Source organism: Tersicoccus sp. Bi-70 (assembly GCF_001968825.1).
GTDB lineage: Bacteria > Actinomycetota > Actinomycetes > Actinomycetales > Micrococcaceae > Tersicoccus.
This window is the reverse complement of sequence record NZ_MIEU01000002.1, coordinates 732,211-758,502: the sequence shown is the minus strand read 5'-3', so window position 1 is coordinate 758,502 and position 26,292 is coordinate 732,211. Positions and strand designations below refer to the sequence as shown.

The 26,292-nt window shown below is 68.8% G+C and carries 28 protein-coding genes and 1 pseudogene; 14 read left to right on the top strand and 15 right to left on the bottom strand.

What is annotated here, in order from left to right; translation table 11 throughout:
• The first annotated feature begins 105 nt into the window (after positions 1 to 105).
• The 6 genes from BGP79_RS03665 (at position 106) to BGP79_RS03640 (ending at position 5,890) form a co-directional block, all read left to right on the top strand.
• The gene (locus tag BGP79_RS03665; protein WP_038566168.1) at positions 106 to 1,509 is read left to right on the top strand and encodes an FAD-dependent oxidoreductase; all 1,404 of its coding nucleotides are present in this window, start codon (positions 106 to 108) and stop codon (positions 1,507 to 1,509) included.
• Positions 1,510 to 1,514: 5 nt separating this feature from the next.
• Positions 1,515 to 2,912, top strand: coding sequence for an arsenic transporter (locus BGP79_RS03660; protein ID WP_038569915.1), 1,398 nt, complete (start codon positions 1,515 to 1,517; stop codon positions 2,910 to 2,912).
• A gap of 20 nt (positions 2,913 to 2,932) precedes the next feature.
• Positions 2,933 to 3,349: an arsenate reductase ArsC gene (locus BGP79_RS03655; protein ID WP_038566165.1), complete on the top strand. Its 417-nt coding sequence runs from the start codon at positions 2,933 to 2,935 to the stop codon at positions 3,347 to 3,349.
• Positions 3,350 to 3,369: 20 nt separating this feature from the next.
• A complete protein-coding gene (locus BGP79_RS03650; protein WP_038566163.1) occupies positions 3,370 to 4,767 on the top strand; it encodes an FAD-dependent oxidoreductase in 1,398 nt (465 codons plus the stop codon).
• The gene (locus BGP79_RS03645) at positions 4,752 to 5,177 is read left to right on the top strand and encodes a low molecular weight phosphatase family protein (RefSeq protein ID WP_233121040.1); all 426 of its coding nucleotides are present in this window, start codon (positions 4,752 to 4,754) and stop codon (positions 5,175 to 5,177) included. The genes BGP79_RS03650 and BGP79_RS03645 overlap by 16 nt, the downstream gene beginning before the upstream one ends.
• 122 nt (positions 5,178 to 5,299) lie before the next feature.
• Complete coding sequence (locus BGP79_RS03640) at positions 5,300 to 5,890, top strand: recombinase family protein (protein WP_076693225.1); 591 nt, start codon at positions 5,300 to 5,302, stop codon at positions 5,888 to 5,890.
• 596 nt (positions 5,891 to 6,486) lie between these two features.
• On the opposite strand, the gene BGP79_RS16325 is transcribed toward BGP79_RS03640, so the two are convergent.
• Positions 6,487 to 7,116, bottom strand: coding sequence for a hypothetical protein (locus BGP79_RS16325; protein ID WP_143588282.1), 630 nt, complete (start codon positions 7,114 to 7,116; stop codon positions 6,487 to 6,489).
• A 472-nt stretch (positions 7,117 to 7,588) separates the two neighbouring features.
• Between BGP79_RS16325 and BGP79_RS16320 the strand changes: the two genes are divergently transcribed.
• The 6 genes from BGP79_RS16320 (at position 7,589) to BGP79_RS03605 (ending at position 11,348) form a co-directional block, all read left to right on the top strand.
• A complete protein-coding gene (locus BGP79_RS16320) occupies positions 7,589 to 8,044 on the top strand; it encodes a hypothetical protein (protein WP_143588281.1) in 456 nt (151 codons plus the stop codon).
• Positions 8,045 to 8,047: 3 nt separating this feature from the next.
• Positions 8,048 to 8,185, top strand: a complete 138-nt coding sequence (locus tag BGP79_RS16550; RefSeq protein WP_158067114.1) for a hypothetical protein — start codon at positions 8,048 to 8,050, stop codon at positions 8,183 to 8,185.
• 481 nt (positions 8,186 to 8,666) lie between these two features.
• Positions 8,667 to 9,320, top strand: a complete 654-nt coding sequence (locus BGP79_RS03625; RefSeq protein ID WP_143588280.1) for a hypothetical protein — start codon at positions 8,667 to 8,669, stop codon at positions 9,318 to 9,320.
• A 243-nt stretch (positions 9,321 to 9,563) separates the two neighbouring features.
• Entirely contained in the window at positions 9,564 to 9,902 is a 339-nt protein-coding gene (locus BGP79_RS03620) for an Lsr2 family protein (RefSeq protein ID WP_076693221.1), read from the top strand.
• 329 nt (positions 9,903 to 10,231) lie between these two features.
• Positions 10,232 to 10,549, top strand: coding sequence for a hypothetical protein (locus BGP79_RS03610; RefSeq protein WP_143588279.1), 318 nt, complete (start codon positions 10,232 to 10,234; stop codon positions 10,547 to 10,549).
• A gap of 37 nt (positions 10,550 to 10,586) precedes the next feature.
• Positions 10,587 to 11,348 carry an SOS response-associated peptidase gene (locus BGP79_RS03605; RefSeq protein ID WP_076693218.1) on the top strand — a complete coding sequence of 254 codons (762 nt, stop codon included), beginning with the start codon at positions 10,587 to 10,589 and terminating at the stop codon, positions 11,346 to 11,348.
• Here BGP79_RS03605 and BGP79_RS03600 read toward each other — a convergent pair.
• The 4 genes and pseudogenes from BGP79_RS03600 to BGP79_RS03585 all read right to left on the bottom strand — a co-directional run.
• The gene (locus BGP79_RS03600; protein ID WP_076693217.1) at positions 11,345 to 11,656 is read right to left on the bottom strand and encodes a hypothetical protein; all 312 of its coding nucleotides are present in this window, start codon (positions 11,654 to 11,656) and stop codon (positions 11,345 to 11,347) included. The two genes, BGP79_RS03605 and BGP79_RS03600, sit on opposite strands and share 4 nt — an antisense overlap.
• A gap of 262 nt (positions 11,657 to 11,918) precedes the next feature.
• Entirely contained in the window at positions 11,919 to 12,269 is a 351-nt protein-coding gene (locus BGP79_RS03595) for a hypothetical protein (protein WP_076693216.1), read from the bottom strand.
• Between the two features lie 67 nt (positions 12,270 to 12,336).
• Positions 12,337 to 12,747, bottom strand: coding sequence for a hypothetical protein (locus BGP79_RS03590; RefSeq protein WP_076693215.1), 411 nt, complete (start codon positions 12,745 to 12,747; stop codon positions 12,337 to 12,339).
• Positions 12,744 to 13,463 (bottom strand): annotated as a pseudogene (locus BGP79_RS03585) (ParA family protein); the annotation flags it as partial. The gene BGP79_RS03590 and the pseudogene BGP79_RS03585, both read right to left, overlap by 4 nt.
• Positions 13,464 to 14,145: 682 nt before the next feature.
• Between BGP79_RS03585 and BGP79_RS03580 the strand changes: the two are divergent.
• A complete protein-coding gene (locus tag BGP79_RS03580) occupies positions 14,146 to 15,567 on the top strand; it encodes a tannase/feruloyl esterase family alpha/beta hydrolase (protein ID WP_158067112.1) in 1,422 nt (473 codons plus the stop codon).
• Positions 15,568 to 15,625: 58 nt separating this feature from the next.
• On the opposite strand, the gene BGP79_RS03575 is transcribed toward BGP79_RS03580, so the two are convergent.
• The 6 genes from BGP79_RS03575 to BGP79_RS03550 form a co-directional block, all read right to left on the bottom strand.
• Positions 15,626 to 16,216, bottom strand: coding sequence for a hypothetical protein (locus tag BGP79_RS03575; RefSeq protein WP_076693214.1), 591 nt, complete (start codon positions 16,214 to 16,216; stop codon positions 15,626 to 15,628).
• A gap of 94 nt (positions 16,217 to 16,310) precedes the next feature.
• Positions 16,311 to 17,063 carry an SDR family NAD(P)-dependent oxidoreductase gene (locus BGP79_RS03570; protein WP_076693213.1) on the bottom strand — a complete coding sequence of 251 codons (753 nt, stop codon included), beginning with the start codon at positions 17,061 to 17,063 and terminating at the stop codon, positions 16,311 to 16,313.
• 10 nt (positions 17,064 to 17,073) lie between these two features.
• Positions 17,074 to 18,321, bottom strand: coding sequence for a serine hydrolase (locus BGP79_RS03565; protein ID WP_083701517.1), 1,248 nt, complete (start codon positions 18,319 to 18,321; stop codon positions 17,074 to 17,076).
• On the bottom strand, positions 18,318 to 19,160 hold the full coding sequence (locus BGP79_RS03560; RefSeq protein WP_076693212.1) for an SDR family NAD(P)-dependent oxidoreductase: 843 nt from the start codon (positions 19,158 to 19,160) through the stop codon (positions 18,318 to 18,320). Before BGP79_RS03560 ends, BGP79_RS03565 begins: the two co-directional genes overlap by 4 nt.
• A gap of 49 nt (positions 19,161 to 19,209) precedes the next feature.
• The gene (locus BGP79_RS03555; RefSeq protein WP_076693211.1) at positions 19,210 to 20,106 is read right to left on the bottom strand and encodes an NAD(P)-dependent oxidoreductase; all 897 of its coding nucleotides are present in this window, start codon (positions 20,104 to 20,106) and stop codon (positions 19,210 to 19,212) included.
• Complete coding sequence (locus BGP79_RS03550; RefSeq protein WP_076693210.1) at positions 20,099 to 20,497, bottom strand: carboxymuconolactone decarboxylase family protein; 399 nt, start codon at positions 20,495 to 20,497, stop codon at positions 20,099 to 20,101. The genes BGP79_RS03555 and BGP79_RS03550 overlap by 8 nt, the downstream gene beginning before the upstream one ends.
• Positions 20,498 to 20,658: 161 nt before the next feature.
• Here BGP79_RS03550 and BGP79_RS03545 point away from each other — a divergent pair, with 161 nt between their 5' ends.
• On the top strand, positions 20,659 to 21,357 hold the full coding sequence (locus BGP79_RS03545; RefSeq protein ID WP_076693209.1) for a GntR family transcriptional regulator: 699 nt from the start codon (positions 20,659 to 20,661) through the stop codon (positions 21,355 to 21,357).
• 39 nt (positions 21,358 to 21,396) lie between these two features.
• Here BGP79_RS03545 and BGP79_RS03540 read toward each other — a convergent pair whose 3' ends face one another.
• From BGP79_RS03540 to BGP79_RS03525, 4 genes are all read right to left on the bottom strand, one after another.
• Complete coding sequence (locus tag BGP79_RS03540) at positions 21,397 to 22,197, bottom strand: N-acyl homoserine lactonase family protein (protein ID WP_076693208.1); 801 nt, start codon at positions 22,195 to 22,197, stop codon at positions 21,397 to 21,399.
• Positions 22,198 to 22,279: 82 nt separating this feature from the next.
• Positions 22,280 to 23,677: an MFS transporter gene (locus BGP79_RS03535; protein ID WP_076693207.1), complete on the bottom strand. Its 1,398-nt coding sequence runs from the start codon at positions 23,675 to 23,677 to the stop codon at positions 22,280 to 22,282.
• 60 nt (positions 23,678 to 23,737) lie between these two features.
• Positions 23,738 to 25,042 carry an MFS transporter gene (locus tag BGP79_RS03530; protein WP_076693206.1) on the bottom strand — a complete coding sequence of 435 codons (1,305 nt, stop codon included), beginning with the start codon at positions 25,040 to 25,042 and terminating at the stop codon, positions 23,738 to 23,740.
• Positions 25,043 to 25,085: 43 nt separating this feature from the next.
• A complete protein-coding gene (locus BGP79_RS03525; protein ID WP_076693205.1) occupies positions 25,086 to 26,243 on the bottom strand; it encodes a serine hydrolase in 1,158 nt (385 codons plus the stop codon).
• Between the last annotated feature and the right edge of the window lie 49 nt (positions 26,244 to 26,292).

Here is a 26,292-nt window from a genome sequence, read left to right as displayed (position 1 = left end):
CCCACCGACTTCGACAGGCGTCTATATTTGCGTTCATCGATATCGACGTGCTTCGATGTACGGGCCGGCTTTCGGCTCCCGCTCGATCCGTGAAGGACCAGCCTGATGACTCACCTCCTCGCCGTCGGCGGCAGTGACGCCGGCATCGCCGCAGCGCTCCGCGCCCGCGAACTTGACCCGACCACCGATGTGACGGTGGTACTCGCGGACGAGTTCCCGAACTTCTCCATCTGCGGCATCCCGTACTGGGTCTCCGGCGACGTCGCGACGGAAGCGTCCCTCGCGCACCGCACCCGCGCGGACCTCGAAGCCGCCGGCATGACCGTCCGCTCCTCCACCTGGGCCTCCGCCGTCGACGTCGACCGCCGCCGCCTCACCGTCACCGGCGCTGCCGGGGAAGAGCAGATCTCCTACGACGAGCTGCTGATCGGCACCGGCGCCGAGCCCGTGCGCCCGGCCGGGGTCCCGTTCGGGGAATCTGGCATCCACCTGCTGCACTCCATGACTGATGCGGAGCAGGTGGTCGCTGCCCTCGAGCTGCTGCCGGCGGGGAGCCGGGTGGCGGTCGTCGGTGCTGGCTACATCGGCCTGGAGATGACCGAAGGGCTCGTCGCGCGCGGGTTCGAGACGACGCTGATTCAGCGTGGCCCGGAAGTGCTCTCCACCCTCGACCCGGAGCTCGGGTCCCTCGTCACCGCCGAGGTCCGCCGCCATGGCGCGGCCGTCCTGACCGGGTCGACCGTCACCGGGATCGCCCCGACAGGCGGTGGGCAGTGGCGCGTCGCCACCAGGTCGACGTCCGGTGACGCGGAGGGCACGTTCGCCCTCGTCGTGGTCTGCGTCGGCGTCCATCCCGTCACGGACCTCGCGGTCGCCGCTGGGGCACGGCTCGGTCAGGCCGGCGCGATCGTCGTCGACGAATCGATGCGGACCGGGGTGCCGCATGTGTGGGCTGCCGGTGACTGCGTCGTGACGCACCACCGGCTCCTCGGCACCACGTGGTTGCCGCTCGGGACGACAGCGCACAAGCAGGGCCGCGTCGCCGCGGAAAACATGCTCGGCGGCAGCAAGGTTTTCGCAGGCTCGGTGGGGACGCAGGTGGTGAAGGTGTTCGATCTCGTCGCCGCCCGCACCGGCCTCCGCCAGCACGAGACCGGCCCTCTGGAGGTGTCTCCGTTGACGCGGGTGACGGTGGCGGATGACCACAAGCGGTACTACCCGGGCGCGGTCCCGCTGACGATCAGCGTCACCGGCGACCAGAGCACCGGTCGGCTCCTCGGTGCGCAGATCGTCGGGCAGCGCTCGGCAGAGATCAGCAAGCGCATCGACACGTTCGCCACTGCCCTCCACGCGGAGCTCACCGTGGACGACGTCATCGACCTCGACCTCTCCTACACGCCGCCGCTCGGGTCCCCGTGGGACGCCGTGCAGGTCGCCGCGCAGGGCTGGGAACGCGCCGCCGCCGCAGCGAACCAGGCTGCAGTGAACCAGGCTGCGGTGATCGGCTGATGGTGATGGCTGTGGTGGCTGCGGCGATCTTCGTCGCGACGCTCGTGGTGGTGATCTGGCAGCCCAAGGGGTTCCCGATCGGCTACACCGCGCTCATCGGCGCCGTCATCGCCCTCGCCACCACCGTCGTCGGCCTCTCCGACATCCCGACAGTGGTCGGGATCGTGTGGAACGCGACACTGACGTTCGTCGCGGTGGTGCTGATCTCGTTGATCCTCGACGAGGCCGGGTTCTTCGAGTGGGCAGCCCTCCACGTTGCCCGCTGGGGCCGCGGCAACGGACGGCTGCTGTTCGTCCTCATCGTCGGCCTCGGTGCCGTCATCGCGGCCGTGTTCGCCAACGACGGGGCCGCACTGATCCTCACCCCGATCGTCGTCGGGATGCTCCGGGCCCTGAACATGCCGCAGAAGGCAGCGCTCGGGTTCATCCTCGCCACCGGGTTCATCGCCGACACCGGCAGCCTGCCGCTGGTGGTGTCGAACCTGGTCAACATCGTCTCCGCCGACTACTTCCACCTCGGCTTCGCCGAGTACGCCGCCGTCATGATCCCCGTCGGCATCGTCTCCGTCCTCGCCTCCCTCGGCATGCTGCTGCTCTACTTCGGCAAGAGCATCCCGAAGCGGTACGACGTCCTCGCCCTCACCAGCCCCACCGCCGCGATCACGGACCGGGCGACGTTCCGCGCCGGTTGGGTCGTCCTCGCCCTGCTGCTCGTCGGCTACTTCGCCGCCGACCCACTCGGTGTGCCGCTCGCGGCCGTCGCTGGTGTCGGGGCGGTCGTGATCGTGCTCGTTGCCGCCCGGCAGCCCGCGTTCCTCTTCGCCCGCGCCCAGGCCGCACCGGTCCTGGTCACCACCGGCGGCACCGCCACCGTCGGTGCCGCCGGTGGCGGTGCGGGTGCGCCGTCGGGGCGGGTGATTCCGGTGTGGAAGACGATCCGGGAGGCGCCGTGGCAGATCGTGCTGTTCTCCATCGGCATGTACCTCGTCGTCTACGGCCTGCAGAACCAGGGCCTCACTGACCACCTCGCGAAGCTGTTCGACGTGTTCGGCGACCACGGGGTGCTCGTCACGGCGCTCGGCGTCGGGTTCACCATCGCGATCCTCGCGTCCCTGATGAACAACATGCCCACCGTCCTCATCGCCGCCCTCGCCATCGGCGGAGCCGGAGCGACCGGGCTCACCCACGAGGTGATGGTCTACGCCAACGTCATCGGCTCCGACCTCGGCCCGAAGATCACCCCCATCGGCTCCCTCGCGACCCTGCTGTGGTTGCACGTGCTGGAGAAGAAGGGCATCCACATCGGGTGGGGGCAGTACTTCCGCACCGGCATCGTCCTCACCGTCCCCGTCCTCGCCGTCACCCTCGCCGCCCTCGCCGGCTGGCTCACCCTCATCCGCTGAACCCGGAAAGACACACACCCATGAGTGACAAGCCCACGATCCTGTTCGTCTGCGTCCACAACGCGGGACGCTCCCAGATGGCCGCCGGCTACGCGCAGGCACTCGGCGGCGACCGCGTCGAGGTCCTCTCCGCCGGCAGTGCGCCGAAGGACCAGATCAACCCGATCGCGATCCAGGCGATGGCCGAAGACGGCATCGACATCGCCGGCAACCAGCCGAAGATCCTCACCACCGACGCCGTCCGCGACTCCGACGCCGTCATCACCATGGGGTGCGGCGACGCGTGCCCGATCTTCCCGGGCAAGCGGTACGAGGACTGGGAACTCACCGATCCCGCCGGCCGCGGCATCGAGGACGTCCGCCCCATCCGCGACGACGTCAAGCACCGCGTCCAGACGCTCCTCGCCGAGCTGCTGCCCACCGAAGCAACCGCGTAACGACCAGGAAGCCGCAGACCATGACGCTTACCCTCACCGTCCCACCCCGGACCGACGCGGACCGCCTCACCGGGCTGCCCGTCGCGGTCATCGGTGCCGGCCCCGTCGGGCTCGCTGCCGCCGCGCACCTCCTCGAGCGCGGCCTCGACGTCGTCGTCTACGAAGCTGGCCCGACGGTTGGGACGAGCGTCCGCGCGTGGGGACACACGCGCCTGTTCTCCCCGTGGCAGTACGTCATCGACCCTGCCGCGCAGCGTCTCCTGGAAGCCACCGGCTGGGAAGCGCCTCGAGCGGCGTCGTTGCCCACTGGCCAGGACCTCGTCGACACGTACCTGGCGCCCCTGGCTGCGACCCCGCAGCTCGCACCGGTGATCCGCTACGGCACCCGGGTGGAGGCGGTGTCACGGCAGGGCATGGACCGCACCCGCTCCACCGGCCGCGCCGACACCCCCTTCCTGCTCCGCCTCCACACCGCCGACGGCGTCACGGACATCACCGCGCGTGCGGTCGTCGACACCTCCGGCACCTACACATCACCGAACCCCCTCACTGCCGCTGGGCTCGCACCCGCCGCGGACCTCGGCGACCGCGTCGTCCACGCACTGCCTGACGTCCTCGGCGCCGACCGGGCCCGGTTCTCGGGGAAGCGGGTCCTCGTCGTTGGTGCCGGCCACTCCGCGGCGAACACGCTCATCAAGCTCGCCAGCCTCGCCAAGACCGCGCCGGGTACCGAAGTGCTGTGGGCTGTCCGAAACGCCGGCACCGCCCGGCTCGGCGCCGACGCAGCCGACGGCCTCGCGGCCAGGGGTCAGCTCGGGTCCACCGTCCACGGCCTCGTCGAGTCCGGTCAGCTGCAGCAGATCGCCTCGTACGAGATCGACGACGTCCGCGCCGACGGCGACCAGGTCACCGTCACCGGCCGGCGCGCGGGAGAGCCGTTCGCGGTCACTGTCGACGTCATCGTGAACGCCACCGGATTCCGGCCCGACCTCGACATGCTCCGCGAGATCCGCCTCGGCCTCGACGACATCGTCGAAGCACCCCGAGCCCTCGCACCACTGATCGACCCGAACCTGCACTCCTGCGGCTCCGTTCCCCCGCACGGTGTCGCCGAGTTGGCGCACCCGGAGCCGAACTTCTTCATCGCCGGCATGAAGTCCTACGGCCGCGCGCCCACGTTCCTGCTCCTCACCGGCTACGAGCAGGTCCGCTCCATCGCCGCCGAACTCGCCGGCGACCACACCGCAGCCCGACAGCTCGAACTCGTCCTCCCCGAAACGGGTGTCTGCTCCACCGACATCGGCGGCAGCTCCTGCTGCACCACCCCGCCCGCCACCGCCACTCCTGCCGCTGAGGACGCTGCCTGCTGCACTCCGCTTGATTCGGCTACCGGCAACACCTCGTGCTGCACCAACTGACCGGACTTGCATCCATGACCACGAAGCCCACTGTCCTGTTCATCTGCAAGCACAACGCCGGCCGCTCACAACTCGGCGCAGCACTCCTCGAACTCGCCGCACCCGACCGATACACGGCCACCTCCGCCGGCATCACCCCGGCCGACGAGGTGAACCCCTCGATCGCCGCGACCGTAGGCGAACTCGGCCTCGACATCACCGCACGCATGCCGCGGCGCGTGACGCCCGACCTGCTCGAACACGCGGACATCGTCGTCCTCATGAAGCCCGGACTCGAACTCCCCGCAGAACCTGGCGGCACGGTCCTGGAGTGGTCGTTCCCCGACCCCAACTCCTGGTCACCGGAAGACGTGCGACCAATGCGGGACGCCGTCGCAGAACGCATCGAACGAGAGCTCCTGCAGCCGTAGCGACCGGGCTACCCGACACGAAGCGAAGCCAGAAGGACGACACAGAGCGAAGCTGTTCACAGCCCGATAGACCCGCCCGATGAAATGCCCGATGAGGGGGCCTTTTCTGCAACACTGAGGCCGTGAAGATCGGATACGCCCGCGTCTCGACCGCCGGCCAGGACCTCACCGCCCAACGCGAGCAGCTCGTCGCGCTCGGCGTCGACGCCGAGCGCATCCACGTCGACCACGGACTCACCGGCACCAACCGGGCCCGCCCCGGCCTCGAGACCGCCCTCGCCGCCATCCGCAGCGGCGACGTCCTGGTCGTCACCAAGCTCGACCGGCTCGCCCGATCCGTGCCCGACGCCCGCGCAATCGCCGACCAACTCGTCGAACGCGGCGCAGCGCTCAGCCTCGGCGGCAGCGTCTACGACCCCCACGACCCCGTCGGCCGGCTCCTGTTCAACGTTCTCGGCATGGTCGCCGAATTCGAAGCCGACCTCATCCGGATGCGCACCCGCGAAGGCATGGCGATCGCCAGAACCCGCGGCCGGCTCAAGGGGCGAGCCCCCAGCCTCTCCCCCAGCCGCCGGCGGCACCTGCTCACCCTCGTCGACGCCGGCGAGCACACCCACACCGAGCTCGCTGAACTCTTCCAGGTCTCCCGCGCCACGGTGTACCGAGAGATCCAGAGGCGAGATGTTGCCTCAACCGTTACGAGCGGCACGTGACGGTGACGGCTCGGCGGATGAGTCGACTGCTCCTTGGACAAGAGAGGTCGGACTTGGCTCAGCAGTGCTGAGCCAAGTCCGACCCCATACGACCCCGGCCCTAGGGCCGGTCGTTCTTACTCGGGTTCCGCTCCACGATCGTGGCCGACCACCGCTGGCCAGGTTGCCCCACGACCTTCACTCCGATCGGTTTCTTGGCGTATCGGACATCGAACTCGTTCAATGACGTACCGGCGTGCGGGTCCGTCGAACAATCGATGGGAAAGCTCCCCACGTCATCGAGACTGACCTGTATAGTCCCAGCCCCGAGACAGTCCAAGAACACTCCCACGGCAGGAGATTTCGGAGCCACGCTGCCCACGTACTGCTCCCCCGTTTTCTGAGATGCTGACGCGAGAACCACCTCTCCAGCCCCAGGCTTGTACTGGATAACCGAAGGAGCCGGCGTCGGCGAGACGGGCAGAGAGGTCGACACTGACGAGGTCGCCGCTCCGGTCGACCCACCGTTGGATCCAGCGTTCGATCCAGCGGTGCACCCGGCAAGAAGCCCTACGACGGCAACACCCCCCGCCAGCACGGCGATCACACGGGTCATCTCAGTCGATCCACGTCCGCCAGCCGACTCGAATCGGCGACGAGATGCTCACGCTTCGCGTGGAGGTGACCTTGCAGGTGGGCGTCCGGTATTGACTGATGCCGTTGGCGTTGATCTTGAACGCTCCATACTGGCCGTTCCCGTACTTGCCGTTCGGCACCGAGAAGGTCACGGACATGCCGGTCGTGACGGTCTTCGACGAACTCGCCGAAACTCCGAACGTAGCGTTCACGGAGGCAAGGGCGGTGTTGATAGAGGTGCCGAGCGTGCCCGACACCTCCGTTCCCACTGTGCCGGCGGTCTGCGACGTGAACGTCACGGTCGTTGTCCGCCCGGTCTGATTCTTGTTGGTGAAGATGTTGCCTACGCCGACGAAGGTGTCTGCGCCCCGAGTCTTGGCGGCGAAGTACCAGCCCGGTTCGCACGCGCCGCCGTCGGGCTCAGCTGGAAGCCCCCCACCGGACGGATCAGTCGTCGTGCCACCACCGGTTCCCGGATCGGTGACGACCGGGTCACTGGGCAGGTCGTCGGCGAAAGCCGGCGCCAGACTTCCCCCAGTGATCAGAGCACCTGCCAGGGCCGCCGCACTGGCAGCCTTCACGGCCCGGTTCAGCGTTGTCTTCACCTTCACGTTCCCCCCACTTTCGCGTAGCGGGGGAACGCGTCCCGATGACGCAACGGTCGCTCGCACGACCGCCGCTCCCCAGATGGATGAATCATGCATAACGCCTCGTCAAAGCGCAATAGTCTCACCGGCTCACCCAAGAATTGGCACCTCGAAGTCGGGGACGAGGCAACGTCCCAAGATCCAGTCCACGCCCGGGTCGCCGAGTAACCTCGACCGTCCCTCACACCGCCAGCACCCCTCGGCGTCGGCCGTCTCGCTCCCCGAGTTCGATACACGGTTCGCCCCTCCCGGAACCACAGTTCGCACAACCCGTGCAATCACCGTGTCAGAATCGGTCCTTATTGGCCCGATCGTTTGCGCAGCTGGATTCGCTGCCGTCACAAGGGGGTGTCTAACAGCCCAGAGCGTGCCACCTGACGGTAGCGTCCTGTGATGCAGTCAACAGCTGCACCCACCTCACCCAAGGAGTCCGGCAGTGATCCTCAAGACGACTCGTATCGCCGCCCTTACGGCCCTATGCGCCGCTTCCATCTCCATCGCTGCGGTTCCAGCGCATGCAACCTCGCCGGCTACGGTGCCCGAGGCGGCGACGACAGCATCCGCCGGGCACGACTCCGCACCCGCGAGCACCCCCCTGACGCCGGCACTGCCTGGCGAGCCAACCCCAACCAACGACGAGGCCGTCCTCAAGCGCCTTCACTCCCTCGTGGGCAAGCAGAGCCCCGCCGAACTGCGGCGGATCGAACGCTCCGGTCAACCCGCTCAACTGCTGACCGATGAGCACGGCAAGACCATCGCCGGCTACATCGAAGAGCCGAAGATCACCCCCTACCTATCTCACCGAGGCCCGGGCTGCGCGCTTACGGATGCATGCGCGACATCCAGCAACGGCACCCCGAACGGGTTCTACGGCACCGGATCGCTGAACTGAACTATGAGCAGCATCGTGAAGATCTTCGCCGGCTCGAATACGACCACGTTCTGGAACGGCAACACTGGCATCTTCGTGGCCCCCAACCAGACGAAGTACCTGGCCTCTCCGTCGTACTTCAACAAGGTCACCCGGAGCTAGCTCGGGGCGCTCTGCCCCGGCAGACGATGAGGCCTCCGGCAACCTACCTGTTGGCCGGGGGCCTCACTACTGGTCGTTTCTGCCACCTTCACCCCTTGTGGAGGAGTGATCTGTGACATAGCCTCACCTGCATTCGACAGAGAGAGGGACAGTGCCAGATTTTCATTTCGATTTCGAAGATGAGTCGAAGATGGTGAAACCAGGGTCCGAGGATGATCTTCGCCGCCTCAACACGAAGGCGGCCGAAGTCAGACGTGCGTCAGCCGAGGCCAGGACCAGGGCTCACGAACTGGCTGAACTCATTCGCGAAATCCATGGGGAAGGCGCTGGGAGCCGCAACTGGATTGCGTCGGTAACCGGTCTCACCGTTCAGCAGACTCAAGCAGCACTCGACAACAAGGAGATCTTCGAAAGCTAGAGTCTCCGCACGGCCGTCGAATATGAAACATCAATGTTGGTCTCAAGTTGATTGGAACATTCGATGCGTTCAATTCTCAAGATGGTTATCCCAGTTCTGGCGCTCTCGCTCTCGATTCCCCTGCTCGGCGCCGCGTCACCCACTCCGACGACATCTACCCTCACCCCGGAGATGCGCGAGTACGCGCAGGCCCACAATGTCGATCTCACCCAGTCCACCGTCGTCGCGGACGGGAAGGGAGCGCGATTCGTCTCCGACAAGGGAGGCGACTTCGCGCTGTTCTACCCGGTAGCCGCCTCTTCACCTCAGGCTCGGACATCGGCGACGATGGCCGCTGGCGGCTTGTCGTACGGCGCCTGTACGGGCAGCTTCCACGGTCCGATGAAGATCAACAACAATGTCGAGTGGGGCGGCCAGAGTTCGTGCACGTCGACGAACCCCAACGACCTCTACGTCCATCGCCTCGAAGCGCGGCTGCGATCAACCTGCGCGGGCGCGTGGCCGTTCTGCGGCGTCTACTCGGACGTTCGCGGACCGATCTGGTCCCCCGACAGCCCCTACAACCGGGTGGCGACGGCGATCGGTCTCGACCACTGCACCACAGGGACGAATTACAGGTACGTCAACTCGATCTACGTCACGGTGCACTCGGTGAAGTACGGTCCGTTCGAGAATCCTGGAGGAGTCGTCCTTCCCTGCAACGTCAATCCCGACTGAGAACGCCTGCGCTCAGTCGGAAGCTGACAACTTCGAGAGCGCCCCGTCATCCATCTTGGATGGCGGGGCGCTCTCGGGTTCCTACACCGCCCCACCGGCCGCTCAGCACTTGGACTCATCAACCTTGATGGCAACACCCCCGCCGAGTCCAGGTTGCTGCAAGCACGAATCGAGACGTGAAAGGCTGAGAACAGCTCAGGCGACTCCCAGCCTTCCCCGCAACTCTTTCGAGAGGTACACCGAGTGGCACAACGTGTGGAGATTCAGCTCGTCGACGACGTCGACGGATCAACGGCAACCGAGACCGTTCGGTTCGGTGTCGACGGTTCGTCCTACGAGATCGACTTGAACAACGAGAACGCCAAGGAGCTACGGGACGCCTACGCCGGCTACATCGGTTCCGCGCGCCGCGTCGCAGGCTCCGCATCGAATGCTCCGCGTCGCCGCGCCAGCTCATCGTCGGGCAGGTCCCGCGGGGAGCTCGAACAGGTCCGGGCATGGGCCCGGGAGAACGGCCACGAGGTCAGCGACCGCGGCCGCGTCCCCTTGAAGGTTCTCGAGGCGTACGACGCTTCCCGCTGACCACTTAGCACCCAGGTCAGTGCGGGCTTACGCCGTAAGCTGGTGTCCGCCGACCGTCGGTAGCTGCAGCATCATGGGGGAAATCAGTGCCGGGACTGATCCTGATCGTCGTCTTCGCGCTCATCGGCGCCACCGCCGGACTTCTGTGCTCGGTCAGAAGCATCAACAGCCCCTCCAGCAGCGGGGCCCTCCGCTGGGGCGGAGGCACCTTGCTCATCGCAGCGCTGACCGTCACGGCCTGTCTGGTGACCCCTGCCCTGCTCCGCTCGTGACCTAGTCCACACCGCCCGGATTCGGCCTGTAAACCTCTGACGTGGGACGATGTTCCGATGGCCAGAACGAAGTCCATGCCCCTGGCGTCGCTCCTGAGCTTGATCACCGAGCGCGCCGCCGCCCCCATTGGAGACCGTGACCCGGTCCTGGCTGAGATCCGTAACGCCGCCGACGGCAGCGCCGAGCTGCTCGGTGAGGCCGCCGGCGTGTACCGGGCCACCATGTCGAACCCAGCCGCAGCACCGAAGTGCCTGTCTGCTCGCCGGGCGCTGTGGCTGTGCGTCGACGCCGGCGCCGACCTCGACGTCGCCCGCGCCACCACCCCCGCCGCGGCGGCGCACCTGGCCACCACCTGCCACCAGGCGGCCGCCTGAACACCGGTCCGCCGGTGCCGTTCGTAGAGTGGGCTGCATGTGCGGCCGTTACGCGTCCGTCCGCCCCGTCGCGGACCTGACGCGCGCTTTCGACATCCCCCCTGATCACGCCGACCCGCAGCTGCCGGCCGACTACAACATGGCCCCGACCAAGCGGGCCCCCGTCGTCGTCGCACAACCGCCGAGGGAGGACCGGGACGCGCCGGCGGAGCGGCAGCTGCGGAACCTGCGGTGGGGCCTGGTGCCCTCGTGGGCGAAAGACCCCGGTATCGGATCCCGGAAGATCAACGCCCGGGCCGAGACCGTGGCCGAGAAGCCGTCCTACCGTCGCGCGTTCGCCTCCCGCCGCGCACTGGTCCCCGTCGACGGATTCTACGAATGGCTACCCACCGACCGGCTCGGCAAGGGCGGGAAGCCGCTGAAACAGCCCTACTTCATCCACCCACGCGACGAGGCCACTCCCCTGGCCCTGGCCGGGATCTTCGAGTTCTGGCACAACGACGCCGCCGAAAAGGACGAAGACCCCTGGTGGGTGACCTACGCCGTCATCACCACCACGGCGACCGACGACGTCGGCCGCGTCCACGACCGGATGCCGATGGCCGTCACCCCGGCCAACTGGGAAGCCTGGCTCGACCCAGACACCGGCAGTGACGTCGCGCTGAACCTCATGGCAGCCCCCGAGCTGGGCAGCCTGGACATCTACCCGATCAGCACCCTCGTCAACAGTGTCCGCAACAACGGGCCGGACTTGCTCAGACCGGCCCCCGAGATCACCGCCGAGGGTGCGGAGGGTTAGACCGTCCTCCGGCGTCTCACCTGGCCGGCGCACACCATCACGTAAGTGCCACGTTCCTCGACCGGCTCCCCCAACGTCACGAACACCACCCGCCGGCTCCAGCCGATCGCCTCCGCCCCGTTCACGCTGCGGCGACCATCCGTCCACACCAACCGGACGACCACCGGGATCGGCTTCTCCGGCCACGTCAACCGCTCCTCCGGCCCCAACACGGCCTGTACCGGCCGCGGCCGGTCGAGTCGGCCGGCCAGAACCTCCCACCGGCGATCAACGATCGACCGGTGCCGCGCGCTGATACCCACGCCCACAGCCCACCACCTGCCGGGGACAGAGAAGACCCCCGGATGACGGGGGAGACATCCGGGGGTCGGTCCACTCTCGCCCTGGCTGGCACCAGAACGTGCTCCTAACGGCACCGTAGGGTCCAAGGGCGCAGGACAGCCATGCCGGCCCACCAGAGACTCCAGGCGGCTTCTACAGCAGCATGGGGCTACCGCCGTGGTCCCGGGCGGCGATCCCCAGCCCCACCAGCGCGCTCCGGTACAGGAACGACACCGGCAAGCGGGCAGGTCAGTCGCGGTAGCCCTGACGGTTGATGGCGGTCTGGGCGGCGTCGAGGGCTTCCCCGACCTTGCTCGCGTGTTCCGCGGCCAGGCGCATCGCCTTGACGGCGCTCTTGACCCGGAGCTTGGGGTCGGCGCCGTCGTCCTCGTAGACGTCGTACTCGCTCAGCGACCGCTCGAGCGCGGAGGCGAGCTTCCCCAGGGCTTCTGCTTGGGTGTACCCGGCGGCGTTCTTGAGGTCACCGAGCACCCGGTACAGGTGTGGTGCCGGCACGGCAGCCGGGACGTCGTGGCAGATGGACCGGATCGCCTCGTAGGCGGCTTCGGCGTGCTCGACGATCAGGGGCGTCTCACTCATCGGGCTCTCTCCAGTCGATGACTGTTATTAGTACTGATGTCAGCGTTAGGGGGTTTTCTGGCTCGGCTCAGGATCCGAGCGGCCGGCCCTGCGGTAGCTCGCGGGCGGCGACGGATTCGAAGGGTTCCCCGTTGTTGTAGCGGGCCTCGAGGCGCTCGACCTCGGCCATGACGGCCCGGTCGATGAAGTCCGAGAGGCTACGGGATCCTTCGGCGACCTGGGTGTGCTTGAGGGCGCCTCTCATCCGGGCGGTGTCCTCGGGGTCCTGGTAGAAGCTGACCTTCGGCTTGGGCTTCTTCCGCCCCTCCCCCACCGGCTGGGCGGGTCCGGTGGTCGACGGGGTCGAGTTCGCGGCCGCGGGCCGCGGCGCTGAGACCAGGGCCGGCGAGGCCTGTCCTGTCACTGGAGGGACGCTGGGGGCGACGGGGTTGGATCCCTGCAGGCTGGACTTGCGGTGGACGGGCCTGGCGGTGCTCATGCGTTCGCTCCTTCGAGGGTCGCGGTGAGGTAGGCGTCGTAGACGTCGGCGAGCTCGCGGGCGTCGCTACTCCCCCACTCGTCAAGGCCGCGGGCGGCTTCGCTGGCGTCAGCGATGACGACGCGGCTGTTCATGATCGGCTCGAACACGCTCAGCCCCCGGCCATGGGCAGCGGTGGTGAGCTCGTCGAGCCAGCCGCGGGCGCTGATGGTGCGCGGGTTGTAGAGGTTGACGATGATGCCGGCCACGCGCAGATCCGCGTTGTAGTAACTGCGGACGCCGCTGATGGTGGTCAGCAGCGCGTCGAGCCCGTTGAGGCTGTACAGCTTGGCCTGGCTGATGATCAGCACGGCGTCGGCGGCGGTGAGCGCATTGACGGTCAGCTGATCGAGGCTAGGCGCGCAGTCGATCAAGACCAGCTCGTAGTCGGCCAGGAGCGGCGCGAGGGCCTCGCGTAGCCTCATCTCTCGGCCGGCGCCGGCGGTGATCAGTTCGTCCCGGACGGCGGCCAGTTCGGTGCCGGTGGTGGGCACGACGCTCAGCCCGTCCCAGATGCCGGGGACGATGACGTCGGCCAGCGTCTCGGGCGCTCGGGAGCTGAGCACGTCGGCCAGACCGATGTCGTCCGCAGCTACGTCGTCGCGGGCGGCGCTGGCCGTCAGGTTGCCCTGCGGGTCTGCGTCGATGACCAGGACGCGCAGTCCACGGCGGACGGCCGCGCGGGCGACGCGAGGCGACGGTCAGGCGATCGTTCGAGAACGCGCTCGTCCGCCGAACTGCTGCGCCGCCTCGGAGACGCCTGACGGGCTGAACCGGACCGACATCCTCGACGAGACCACGAACTGACGGGCCGCGGCCGACTCTCGAGCCAAATCCTCGCCGCCGTCTACATCGACACCAACGACGCTTGCATTGATTCCTTTTATCCCAGTTGCCGAGTGCACCACCGACCTGCACCACCGACTTGCACGGCGCATCTGGAGGCTGCCTTCGAGCAAGCGAGCGTCGACGGGCAATGGCAGTGCGGCCTCGCGCCGCCGACTGTCCGCAGAAATGTTGACAAAAGTGTGGACACTCCCCTGAGCCGGTGCTCATAGTGGCCCCTGCGGACCCCTCCCGGCCCGCGTCCTGCTCATCGAGGAGTCACTCATGTTGAGGAAGTCACGGGTTCGGGCGCTTGCCAGTGCTGCTGCCCTCGTCGGGTTGATCGTCACGGGGCTCTCCGCCCCGGCGGACGCATCGTCCGTCGACCACGGGGCCGGCGGTGGCGGCGGTGGCGGGTACCGCCACCGTCCGGCGATCACCGCACGGAGTTGCGCGTCACTGGGCGCCGCATCCGTCCCTGCTCGGTCCATCGGGCTGCCGACCACCGGGGCGACGGTCACGAAGGCCACGTGGGTGACCGAGTCCGGCGGCCAGTGCCGCGTGCTCGGCGACATCCACCCGGTCGATCCGGCCGCCCCGCCCATCAAGTTCGAGGTCAACCTGCCGGGGAACTGGAACGGACGAGCCCTGCAGATGGGCGGCGGCGGCTACGACGGCACCCTCGTCACCGGCCTCGGCAACTATGCGCTCCAACCCGACGGCCAGCCGACCCCGCTGCAGCAGGGCTTCGTCACCCTCGGCTCGGACGGTGGCCACGAGGGTGCGGGCTTCGACTCCTCGTTCGGGCTGAACGACGAGGCCCTGGCGAACTACGGCACCCAGTCCATCAAGAAGACCCACGACGTCGCCGTCGCCCTCGTCAGGAAGGCGTTCAAGCGCTCACCCCAGCGCTTCTACTTCATCGGATTCTCCCAGGGCGGCCACGAGGCCATCAACGCGGCCGGCCTGTACCCGAAGGATTACGACGGCGTCGTCGCCGGCACGCCGTCCTACAACGTGACGATGATGCACGCGGGCATCGGCGGCGTCTACGCCAAGGCGCTGTACGGCAACGGCGGAGCCGGCTGGCTGAACCCCGCCAAGACCAACCTGCTGGTCAGCGCCGTCTCCGCGGCGTGTGACGGACTGGACGGTGTCAAGGACGGCGTCATCGCCAACACGAAGGGCTGCCTCGACACCTTCGACGTCACCACCCTGCGATGCCCCGGTGGCGCCGACACGGGCGACACCTGCCTCTCCGACGCCCAGATCGGTGCCGCGAACGACATCGCGAGCACCCACAACCTCGGGTTCCCCATCGCCGGCAACAGTCTGGTGCCCGCGGCACCGATCTACTACGGGGCCACGTACAGCGTCTTCACGCTCGGCACCGTGAAGCAGCCGTCCGTGCCGGCGAGCGGCAAGGAGGCCTTCCAGTACGCGGTGTACAACGCGATCGTCACCAATATCGTGACCCGCAACCCGAACTACGACACCACGAAGTTCAACGCGCTCGACTGGTCCTCACGCCTGCAGGAGGTCGCCAAGCAGCTGGACAGCACGAACGTCGATCTCTCCGCCTTCGCGAAGAAGGGCGGCAAGATGCTGCTCACCACGGGCCTGGCGGACGACGGCATCTCCCCCGAGAACACCACGGCGTTCTACCAGCGCCAGGTCGACGCGTTCGGGCAGAGGACGCTGGACGGCTTCATGAAGTACTACACGATGCCGGGCTTCTCCCACGGCTTCGGTGCCTTCAATGCCCGGTACGACGCCCTCCCCACCCTGATGAACTGGGTGGAGAAGGGTAAGGCGCCCAGCCGGCTCACGATGGTCGATGCCAACAAGGCGACCGCCGGCCGCACCCGTCCGCTGTGCGAGTACCCCCGGTGGGTCAAGTACACCGGCGGTGACGCCAGCAAGGCGTCCAGTTTCACCTGCACCGCCACGAACTGAAACGAGTGCGGCGGCGGGAATCGTCCCGTCGCCGCACTCCCCTGCGTCGTGATCCGTCTCAGCCGAAGACCAGGTACGTGCCGGTCTTCCCGGGTTCACGCAGTTCGAACCACACCGTCAGATCGGTGCGGAGCAGCAGCTCCGCCTGCTGCACGAACTGCTCGTTCGTCACGTACACGGTCGTGTCGAGTTCCCACTCGTCGAACCACGCCCGCAGCGCGGCCAGGAGGCGTCCGTCCATCCCGGTCGCCATCCGGGACGCGCGCACCCAGAAGTAGACCACCGCGTCCACGTCCGCCCAGGCCCGGTCCGCCACGGCCGTGACCGTGGACCGCGCGAGGAACGTCGCATCGGTCGGGAAGACGTAAACACAGCCCAGACACGAGGTGCCGGTCGGATCGAGCACGGTGTAGGTGAAGGCCCGGCGCGCGGCGTGCCGCTCCTCGATGTCGACGAGATCGGCGCGGTTCGCCTCCACGGTGAACCCGTCCTCCGGCCACGACGACTGCTCCCACAACCGGAGGTGCTCGCGCGTCTCCACCACGGCGGCGTGATCCATCTCCGCGTCCGCGGCCGTGATCGGCCGCAGCACGAATTCGTCGGTGGTCAGCCCGGCGGGCAGGGCCGCGTTCGCTGCGCCGAACGTCATGACTTCCTCCTGCTGCCCTCCCGCCGCGCAACCCGCCCGGCCATGCGTCCGACCGTACCGTGCCGGAGAGGACCGGCAGGCGCGACGGGCGCCGTCAGGAGACGATCAGTCCGCCGTCGATCGCCAGCAGCTGGCCGTTGACGAACGACGCGTCCGCGGAGGCCAGGAAGGAGACGGCGCCGGCGATGTCCTCGGGGGCGCCGAGCCTGCCGAGTGGGGTCTTCGATCGACGCAGCTCGTAGCCCTCCTCGTCCACCAGCTGTCGCGCGCCCTCCGTGGGCACGGCACCGGGCACGACGGCGTTGACCCGGATCCCGCTGCGACCCAGTTCGCTCGACATCTGCCACGTCAGGCTGGAGACCGCGCCCTTGACGGCCGCGTAGATGCCGGCGTCGCGGGTGGCCCTCACGGCGGCCGGCGAGGAGACGTTGATGATGCAGCCCGAGCCCTGGGCGATCATGGGGCCGGTCGCCGCCTGGATCATCCAGATGACGCCCTTGAGCCCGACGTCGAGCATGCGATCGATGTCCCCCTCGGCCATGTCCGCCAGTTCGCCGTACCTGATCCACATCGCGTTGTTCACGACGACGTCGAGGCGGCCGAGGCGGCCGGCGGTCTCCGCGACCACCTGCTGGACGGCCGCACGACTCGCGACGTCGAAGCAGGCCGGCTCGGCCGAGCCGCCATGCTGGGCGATCTCCTCGGCCACCGCCGCGGCCGTGTCCCCGTCGACGTCGGCGACGACGACGTGGAACCCGTCGCTCGCCAGCCGGCGTGCGACCGCCGCCCCGATCCCCCGGCCGGCACCGGTGACGACGGCGACCCTGGTCTGACCTTCTGCTGCCACGTCCTTCTCCTTACAGTGCCGCGTACACGGCGTCGATGAGTCGCTTCGCCCGGGGCCCGTTGGTGCCGACCTCGTGCATCCTGTTCACGGCGTACCCGAAGGAGAGGTGCTCGACCGGGTCGGCGAAGCCGGCGGACCCTCCGATGCCGTGGTGCCCGAACGCCTCCTCGTGCGGCCCCATGTAGACGGCGCCCGGGGAATTCAGCAGGACACCTAGGCCCTGCCGGTAGTGCCGCTCCTGGACGAGCTCGATCTGGTTGTGCTGCATCGTGCTGATCAGCCCGACCGACTCCGGGGACATCAGGCGCACGCCGTCGACCGCACCACCGTTCGCCATGGCCGCGTAGATCCGCGCCACCGACCGGCCGTTGCCGTGGCCGCCGGCGCTGGCGATCTCGGAGGTGCGCCATTCGGTCGAGTTGACCATGGTGCGCCACGGCCAGTCCGGATTCTGCGCCAGGGCGAGGACGCGCAGGGAGTCGGCGGCCTCGGCCTCGCGAGCGGCGATGAGCCGTGAGCGGCCGTTCGGCAGGAGGTCGGCGGTGCGGCCGAACTCCGACGCGGGCAGGCCCATCCAGTAGTCCGCGCCGAGCGGTCCGGTGATCTCGCGGTGCACGAACTGACCGATGGGCGTCCCGGTGACCCGCCGCACCAGTTCGCCGAGCAGGTAACCCTGCGTCTGTACGTGGTAGGCCGCCACCGTCCCCGGCTCCCAGAGAGGCGCGGCGCGCTCCAGCGCCCCGACCATCGCGTCACGGTCGAAGGTCGCCCCGGGCCAGAGCGGCTCGTCGACGAGGGCGGGCAGCCCGGCGCGATGGTCGAGGATCCAGCGCACCAGCAGCGACTCCTTGCCCTGCTGCGCGAATGCGGACCAGTACGTGGCGACCGGTTCGTCCGGATCGAGCAGGCCACGGTCGATCAGGATGCCGACCGCGATCGCGCTGACCCCCTTGGCGACCGACATCATGCACACGAGCGTGTCCTCGGCCCAGGGCGTCGTGCGCCCCTCGTCGACCCACCCACCCCACAGATCCACCACCGGGATGCCGTCGATCGTGACGTGCACGGACGAACCGAGTTCGTCCTCCTCCTGCCGGAAGTTCTCGAGGTAGGCCTCCAGGACGCCGCGGAAGCGATCGTCCACCCACCCCTGCACGGGCGGATTGCCGCTCCCCTGCGCCACCTGCATCACCTGCATCACCGTGGTGCCCTCTCCGTCGTGCTGCGTCGTGGTCCTGTCGTCGTCCGGCGGGGTCATCGCAGGACGCGGGGTAGCGGCTGACGGTCCTCGGTCATCCACGCCAGGCGCTGGGACACGGCGTCCAGGGCTGCCTCGCGATGCGTGAGGACGTAGAAACGACGCTCTCGGACCGCGTCGAGAACCAGGTCGGCGACGTCCAGCGGCTCCAGACCGTCACGGTCGGTGGCCGAGCGGATGCCCGCGACCACCTCGGCGCGGACAGGGTCCTCACTGAGTTCGACGCCGGCGGGCCGGTTGCGTTCCGAGTCGGTCATCCGGGTCTTGACCCCGCCGGGCAACAGCGCCGATACCCCGATCTGCGGGTCCGTCGCGGCAAGCTCGACGGCCAGGTTCTCGGTGAAGCCGAGGACGGCGAACTTGGAGGCGATGTACGGGGCCATGGTCCGCATGCCGGCGTTGACCGCGGCCATGGAGCCCGTGTTGACGATGTGCCCCTCCCCCGCCGCGCGGAGCGCCGGGAGGAACGCTTGGCACCCGTTGACCACACCGAAGAAGTTGACGTCCATCACCCAGCGCCAGGACGCTTCCGGAATCTGGTCGAAGGGACCGCCGGTGTCCACCCCGGCGTTGTTGCACAGCAGGTGCACCCCGCCGAAGCGGTCGACCGCCAGGGCCGCCAGGGCCTCCAGGTCGGCCGGCTCGCGCACGTCGACGCACAATCCGGCGGCCTCGGCGCCGCGGTTCTGAAGGTCGGCGACCGTCTGCTGCAGGGACACGTCCTCGACGTCGGCCAGCACCACCGCCATGCCCGCGTCGGCGCAGCGCTCGGCGATCGCGCGGCCGATGCCGCTCGCGGCCCCGGTGACCACGGCCACCCGTCCCGTCAGATCCTTCATCACGGCTCCGTTCTGCTCTGTCGCGTGGACTCCCGGCGCGGGTGAGGCGTCAGTCGGTCGCGCGGACCTCGCGCCCGAGGTCCTGTTCTACCGGGCGAATGATGGCGGTGTGGTCGGCTCCGGGTTCCAGCCGCGCCGTCAGCTCCGACCATCGCTGCCCGACGGCCTCACTCACCGGCGCCGGTACGCCCATCGCCTGTTCCACCCCGATCGCGATCCTCACGTCCTTGTCCAGCAGGGCGGCGGAGAAACCGGAATCGAAGCGGCCGGACAACACGAAGCGCGGAAGCTTCAACTCGCTGGACCCACTGCGGCCGCTGGAGGTGTTGACGACATCGAGGAACACGGCGGGGTCGATCCCGAAGGTCTGGGCGGCGAGCACCGCTTCGTTCGTCGCCAGAAGATGAGTGGCGGACAGCAGATTGTTCAGCGCCTTCGTCGCGTGTCCGGTCCCGACGGCACCCACGTGCACCACGCTGCCGCCGAGGACGTCCAGCACGTCCTGGACCCGGGCGACGTCCTGGTCCGATCCCCCGACCATGATGGTGAGGTCGCCCGTCCGGGCGCGGAGCACCCCACCGGACACCGGTGCGTCGACCACAGCGACACCGCTCGGCGCGCAGCGTTCGGCCAGGGCAACCGTCCGGTCCGGAATCGACGAGCTCATGTCCAGCAGCAGCGTCATGCACCGGTCCGGCGCGTCGAGCAGGTCCTGGGCGATGGCGTCGACGATGTCGCTCGACGGCAGCATCAGGATCACGATGTCGCAGGTGGCCGCCAGCTCCACCACGCTCGCGGCGATCGGGATACCCGCGTCCCCCGCGGCCTGCCGCGCCGACGGCGCGACGTCGAAGCCGACGACGTCGTGACCCGCGTCCACGAGCAGGGTCGCCATGGGGCGCCCCATGTTGCCGAGGCCGATCAGACCGATCCGCTGCTCACTCATCGATCTGGATCCCCATCTCGTCGAGCACGCGCTGGGCGGTGCGCGTGGCCTCGAGTGCTGCGGGCACACCGCAGTAGATCGCCGTCTGCACCAGGGCTTCGCGGATCTCCACCGGCGTCAGGCCGTTGTTGATGGCCCCCCGGACGTGCAGCGCGAGTTCGTCGAGCTTGCCCAGCGCGGCGATCATGCCGAGATTGATCAGGCTGCGCTCGCGCAGGCCGAGCTCGGGACGGTTCCACACGTACCCCCAGCAGTACTCGGTGACGAGTTCCTGCAGCGGTCGGCCGAACTCCGTCGCGTTCGTCAGCGAGCGGTCCACGTGCTCGTCCCCAAGAACGCGCCGCCGCATCGCCTCGCCGCTTCGTGCCAGGTCGGTCCGCTCGTCTTCCATCGTGCACTCCTTCACCGTCTCGATTGTCTGACAGCTACTATATGACGATCGTCTCAGTGACGTGCAACTCACCACGCCTGCGAACGGCTCCTGTCTGTTGTCTGCTAGGTTGAGCGCGTCGGCACCGGCAGTTCAGCGAGGGCGAGAGGAAGCGCGCGCGAATGAGCACGAACGAGATGCAGGTCCAGCGGCACGCTCCGATCCGCGAGCAGGTGGCTTCCATCCTGCGGAACGCCATCGTCGAGATGCGCCTGCTGCCCGGCCAGCTCCTGGTCGAACGCCAGCTGTGCGAGATGACGTCGGCGAGTCGCCCGTCCGTCCGGGAAGCCCTGCGTCAGCTCGAGGCCGAGGGCCTCGTCGAGTCGCAGAACGGTCGGGGTACCTACGTCAGCGTCGCCAGCCCCGAGCTCGCACGCCAGGTCTACGCCGTGCGCGCCGAGCTCGAAGGACTCGCTGCCGAATTGTTCACCCAGAACGCGGATGACGAGGAGCGCACGAGATTCTCGGCCGCCGTGGACGAACTGGACGTCGCCGTCCAGACGTTCTCCGGCGCCGAGCAGAGCATGGAGATCCTGCGCCGCAAGAACGACGTGTACGAGATCCTCTTCGCGGGCGCCCACAATCCGATCCTCCAGCAGCTCGTCGAGACCCTGCAGCGCCGGGTCAACCAGCTCCGCGCGCTCACCCTCGCCCAGCCCGGACGCCCCGAGTCCAGCCTGCACGAGATCCGGGATCTCCGCGACGCCATCGACGCGCGCGATGCCGCCCTGGCGCGAGCTCGCGCCACGTCGCACGTCACCCGGGCGGGTGAGATCGTGCTGGCCGTCCTCGACGACGCGCCCGCGCCGACCACGCACTGACCGGCACCGGAGCGGTCCGCCGGACACGCGGACGACCGCTCAGGCCAGACGCACCGCGTGGCCGGCGAGCGCGCCGCCCAGCCCGGGGAATCGCTGCAGCACCGTCGGCTCGTGACCGGGGATGACGAGGTCGCCGGACTGCTGCCAGTCCCTCAACCGCGCGAGCCCGCGATAGAGGCCGATCAGATCCGTGTTGTGCTTGAACGGCATGTCCTCCTCGAGTTCCTCGTCCAGGTGGCAGGCGTCCGACGCGAGCACGATCCGGCCGCGCGGCGTCTCCACCACGACGGCGAGCTGACCCGGCGTGTGCCCGGGGAGAGGGACGAGGCTCACGCCCGCAGCGATCTCCCGCTGCTCATCGATCCGCACCGCACGCCCACTCGCGACGACGCGCTCCAGCGCGGACAGATCCGCCTCATCGACGACACCGCGGAACTGGCGGTGCTGCGCATCCGGGCCGAGCCAGAACGCCGTCTCGGCCGCGTGCAGGTACACCGGCTGCGTGGGGAACAGATCCAGATTGCCGGCGTGGTCGTAGTGCGCGTGCGTGATCACCACCTGCACGTCCGTCCCGGCATCGATGCCGAGCGCCGCCAGCGCCGTCGCGGGTTCGAGGGTCACCTCGCGCCCCCGGCTCCGGGCGCCCCCGGCCGAGAAGCCGGTGTCGACGACGATGGTGTGGGTGCCGTTGCGGACGATCCAGAACCAGTAGCCCAGTTCCAGGGGCGCATCCGGCTGTCCGTACTCGCCGTAGTTCAGGAAGAAGTCGGCGCGGGTCGTCAGCAGCCGGCCGTGGCGGACGGCCAACACCTCCCACGGGTCGGCCCTGGTCTCGCTCATCCTGGTCGTCTCCTCACTCAGGTCTCATGATGACGGGCGGTGCCCGGGCCGCACCCGGACACCGCCGACCACGTTCTCACGGTCAGGGGCGTGGCAGAGACGTCGAACCGTCCGTCGCGTCGTCGCTGACGACGACGGCACCCTCGTCGGATCCGGGCGCACCGACCTCCGCGCCGGTCCCCCGCCGCCGCAGTCCGACCGCACCGACGGCGAGCGCGGCCACCGCTGCGGGGATCGCGAGCAGGGACAGGATGGTCACCGCCCCGAAGCTCGCGGCCATGAGGAGGCCGCCGACGAGCGGTCCGACGATCGAGCCCACCCGGCCGGCACCGAAGCCCCAGCCCAGCCCGGTGGCCCGGATACTGGTCGGGTACAGGCCGCCGACGAAGGCGGCCAGGCTCGCCTGCCCCGCCTGCACGAAGAACCCGGCCACGCAGAGCGCGACGAGCAGGAGCACCGGCATACCGCCGAACAACGGCAGGATCGCGAACACGACGAACGCACCAGCGAATGCAGCACTGACGAGGATGGCCGGACGGCGCAGCCGGTCCGCGGTGAGCCCGGACAGCAGTGCGCCGATCATCATCGCGATGTTGAAGATCGACGTGCCGATGAGGGCGTTCGTCGGGGTGAAGCCCGCTCCGGCGAGGATGGTGGGCAGCCAGTTGGCACCGAAGTAGAGCACGAGCAGGCTCATGAAGAACGTGAGCCAGATCAGGCCGGTGACGACGCCGCGGCCGTGCTGGAACAGGGCCCCGACCGAGGCACGCGCGGTCTTCTCCTCCAGGAGGGTGAAGGTGCCCTCCTGGGCCGGGCGGAGCGGGTCGATGCGTGCCATGATGCGGCCCACCGCCGCCTGTCGGCCGGCCATCGTGAGGAAGCGGACGGACTCGGGCACGCCGACCAGCATCGCGATGGCCACGATCAGCGTCAGGATGCCGCCGGCGACGAACACCCCACGCCAGTGGGTGGCCGGGATCAGCCACGCGGCGAGGAACCCGCCGATCACGCCTCCGAGCGAGAACCCGGAGATGGCGATGGCCACGGTGAACATGCGGCGGCGCTGCGGGGAGTACTCCGAGACCAGGGCGATGAGGTTGGGGGTCAACGCCCCCACGGCCACCGAGGTGAAGAAGCGCAGGACGATCAGCCACCCCATCGTGGTCACGCCGGCCGTGAGGAACATCGTCAGGACGATGACCCCGAGGCCGACGAGCGTGACCGGACGCCGGCCCCACCGATCGCTCAGGGCGCCGACGAGCAGGCTGCCGACCAGCAGACCGGCGACGCCGACGGTGGCGGCGGTCGTGAACGCGCTCGGGGACACCGTCCAGTCCTTCGACATCGACGGGATCGCGAAGCCGAGCGCCTGGGCGTCGAACCCGTCGACGATCAGGACCGCGGCGCAGATGGCCACGATCCGGATCTGGACGGCGGACATGCGAGATCGATCGATGATCTCGACCACGTTGACAGCCATGGGAGTTTCCCTTCTTCGGTGATGGCAGCGGGACCGGGGTGATTCGGGGGATGCGTCGGCTCAGTCGACCCGAACCCGGCGGCTGGCCAGGGCCGCGACGATGCCGATGACGGCGAGGACGCTGATGAACCCGGTCAGCAGCGCGGTGCCGCCGCCGGCGGAGGCGATCAGGGACGTCGCGATCAGCGGGGCGAACCCGGCTGCCACCGTGGCGGCGAGCTGGTAAGAGACACCGACGCCAGTGAAGCGATTGCGCACTGGGAAGAGTTCGGCCATGTAGGCGGCCAGCGGCGCGGCGACCATGGCGTTGCCGATGCCCAGCAGCAGGACGAAGGCCAGCAGCACCGCCCACACGCTGGTCACGCCGAGCAGCGCGAAGGCCACCCAGACGAGCACCGCAGAGGCGATGAAGCCGATGACCATGACCCGGACACGTCCGACACGGTCGGAGAGGCTCGCGAAGCCCAGGGTGGCGAAGATGGAGATGAAGTTGGCCAGCGAGAGCATCCACAGGGTGGCGGCCTGCGGGTTGCCGTTCTTGATCGCCAGCTGCAGGCCGAAGGTCGAGGTGACCGACTGGAGGAAGAACGGCGAGAGAGCAGTGAGCACGATGATGAGCACGCTCTTGCCGTTCTGCGCGAAGGTGCTGAACAGGGGCACGTCGGCCAGCCCTGCGGAGCGCTCCGCGGCGACGAACTCGGGTGATTCCTTGACGCCGAGGCGCACGACGATCGCGGCGATCACGACCAGCGCCGAGAGGAGGAACGGGAGCCGCCATCCCCAGGCCAGCAGCTGGTCGCGGGGCAGGAGGGAGACCAACCCGAACGCGAGGGTCGCCAGCACACTGCCGCTGGGGCCGCCGCTCTGCACCAGCGCCCCGGCGAAACCGCGTCGCCCCTCGCGGGCGTGCTCGATGGACATCAGGCTGGCACCGGCCCACTCGCCACCGACGGCGATGCCCTGGAGCAACCGCAGGGCGACGAGGATGACGGCGGCCGCGGCCCCGATGGACGACGACCCGGGAATGATGCCGATCCCGACGGAGGCGACCCCCATCAGGATCATCGTGATCACCAGCATGCGCTTGCGGCCGATCCGGTCGCCGAAATGGCCGAAGATGATCGCGCCGAGCGGTCGGACGACGTAGCCCCCGGCGAGGGTGGCGTACGAGAGCGCGGCGCCGAGGGCCGGATCGATCCCGCTGAAGAAGACGGCCGGGAAGATCAGCGCCGCCGCGGTCGAGTAGAGGATGAAGTCGTACCACTCGAGCGTGGCGCCCAGGTAGCTCCCGAGCGACGCCCGGCGGGCATCCCTCGGGGTCTTCTCCGTGCCCGGCGCCGTCGTGGTCGAGGGGGTGGGGGTCATCGCGCAATCCTTACTGTCTACGTGTCGGTGGTGTGGGCCGCGGTCACAGCGCCGCGGCGGCGACGACGTCCGAGATGCGCTGGAAGCGCGCGATGTTCTCGGACTGGGAGAGCAGGCCGGCGGTCAGGCAGACGAACGAGAGGTCGAGTTCGGGGTCGACCCACATCAGCGCGCTGCCGGCGCCGTAGTTGCCGAAGGTGGACGGACTCGTCAGGGTGCCCAGCTGGGTCACGACGATGCCGTCGCCGCGGATGTTGAACCCGAGCCCGAGCGCGGCGGGTGGCACGGCGTAGCCCGACCGCAGGGCGACGGTGCGGTAGAGCTCGTTCGGCAGGTCGCCGGTCCACACCGTGGTGGCGAGCCGGACCGTGCGCGGGGAGAGGATGCGGGCTCCGTCGAGGGTCCCGCCCTGTCGCAGCATCTCCATGAAGCGCTGCAGGTCCGACGTCGTGGAGGCAGCGCCCGCCCACGTCGCGCCGTTGCGCTCCGCCGTGTACATGCCCTGGTCCCCGGGGCTCGTCCGCGAGGGGGCCTTGATGGGAATGATGCCCCGCATGTCGGGCACCACGTGGCGTTCGCGCATGTGCGCACGGATTCCCAGCGAGGTGTCCGGCATCCGGAGGGGCTCGGCGAGGTCCTCGAGCAGGATCTCCTGGATGGCTCGGTGCTCCGGGTCGGTGCGCACGAGCGCCTCCGCCAGGAGGACGTGGTTGGCCATCGGGGCGTAGTCGCAGCGCGTGCCGGGCTCGACGACCCCGTGCACGTGCTCGACCACCGCCGCGACCGCGTCCGAGAGGTCCTCCATCACGATGCCGGGCGTGGGCTCCCAGACACCGGGCATGCCCGTGGTGTGCGTGAGGAAGTGGAAGACGGTGGCACGGTCCCGCGGCGCGCCGGTGAATTCCGGGATCAGCTCGGACATCCTCGTCGTGAGGCCGAACCGCCCGAGTTCGACGGCGCGCAGCACGAGCACGTTGATGAAGGCCTTGGTGATCGAGAAGACGCTGAACACGCTGTCCGTGGCGATGGCCCGCGTCCTGGCGGTGTCGGCGTGCCCGATGGCCAGGTCGAGGACCGGCTCGCCGTGCCTGGCCACCTTGATGGCAGCGCCGTGATAGAGCCCCCGCTCCGTGTCCGCCCGGATCATCTCCGCCAGGGCGGTCAGCCGGTCATCCGCCATCGTGGCGCCAGGGGTCGACATGGATCGGGCTCCTCTCGAGATCGATTGCGGTCCACGTCACATCGGACCG

Coding starts and splice junctions, on each gene's coding strand:
- BGP79_RS03530 (WP_076693206.1), bottom strand. CDS start 25,042: ATGACCCCCACCCCCTCGACCACGACGGCGCCGGGCACGGAGAAGACC.
- BGP79_RS03540 (WP_076693208.1), bottom strand. CDS start 22,197: ATGAGCGAGACCAGGGCCGACCCGTGGGAGGTGTTGGCCGTCCGCCAC.
- BGP79_RS03650 (WP_038566163.1), top strand. CDS start 3,370: ATGACGCTTACCCTCACCGTCCCACCCCGGACCGACGCGGACCGCCTC.
- BGP79_RS03665 (WP_038566168.1), top strand. CDS start 106: ATGACTCACCTCCTCGCCGTCGGCGGCAGTGACGCCGGCATCGCCGCA.
- BGP79_RS03545 (WP_076693209.1), top strand. CDS start 20,659: ATGAGCACGAACGAGATGCAGGTCCAGCGGCACGCTCCGATCCGCGAG.
- BGP79_RS03610 (WP_143588279.1), top strand. CDS start 10,232: ATGGCCAGAACGAAGTCCATGCCCCTGGCGTCGCTCCTGAGCTTGATC.
- BGP79_RS03575 (WP_076693214.1), bottom strand. CDS start 16,216: ATGACGTTCGGCGCAGCGAACGCGGCCCTGCCCGCCGGGCTGACCACC.
- BGP79_RS03535 (WP_076693207.1), bottom strand. CDS start 23,677: ATGGCTGTCAACGTGGTCGAGATCATCGATCGATCTCGCATGTCCGCC.
- BGP79_RS03625 (WP_143588280.1), top strand. CDS start 8,667: ATGCGTTCAATTCTCAAGATGGTTATCCCAGTTCTGGCGCTCTCGCTC.
- BGP79_RS03525 (WP_076693205.1), bottom strand. CDS start 26,243: ATGTCGACCCCTGGCGCCACGATGGCGGATGACCGGCTGACCGCCCTG.
- BGP79_RS03660 (WP_038569915.1), top strand. CDS start 1,515: ATGGCTGTGGTGGCTGCGGCGATCTTCGTCGCGACGCTCGTGGTGGTG.
- BGP79_RS03555 (WP_076693211.1), bottom strand. CDS start 20,106: ATGAGTGAGCAGCGGATCGGTCTGATCGGCCTCGGCAACATGGGGCGC.
- BGP79_RS03605 (WP_076693218.1), top strand. CDS start 10,587: ATGTGCGGCCGTTACGCGTCCGTCCGCCCCGTCGCGGACCTGACGCGC.
- BGP79_RS03550 (WP_076693210.1), bottom strand. CDS start 20,497: ATGGAAGACGAGCGGACCGACCTGGCACGAAGCGGCGAGGCGATGCGG.
- BGP79_RS03590 (WP_076693215.1), bottom strand. CDS start 12,747: ATGAGCACCGCCAGGCCCGTCCACCGCAAGTCCAGCCTGCAGGGATCC.
- BGP79_RS03560 (WP_076693212.1), bottom strand. CDS start 19,160: ATGAAGGATCTGACGGGACGGGTGGCCGTGGTCACCGGGGCCGCGAGC.
- BGP79_RS03595 (WP_076693216.1), bottom strand. CDS start 12,269: ATGAGTGAGACGCCCCTGATCGTCGAGCACGCCGAAGCCGCCTACGAG.
- BGP79_RS03565 (WP_083701517.1), bottom strand. CDS start 18,321: ATGACCCCGCCGGACGACGACAGGACCACGACGCAGCACGACGGAGAG.
- BGP79_RS03655 (WP_038566165.1), top strand. CDS start 2,933: ATGAGTGACAAGCCCACGATCCTGTTCGTCTGCGTCCACAACGCGGGA.
- BGP79_RS16550 (WP_158067114.1), top strand. CDS start 8,048: ATGAGCAGCATCGTGAAGATCTTCGCCGGCTCGAATACGACCACGTTC.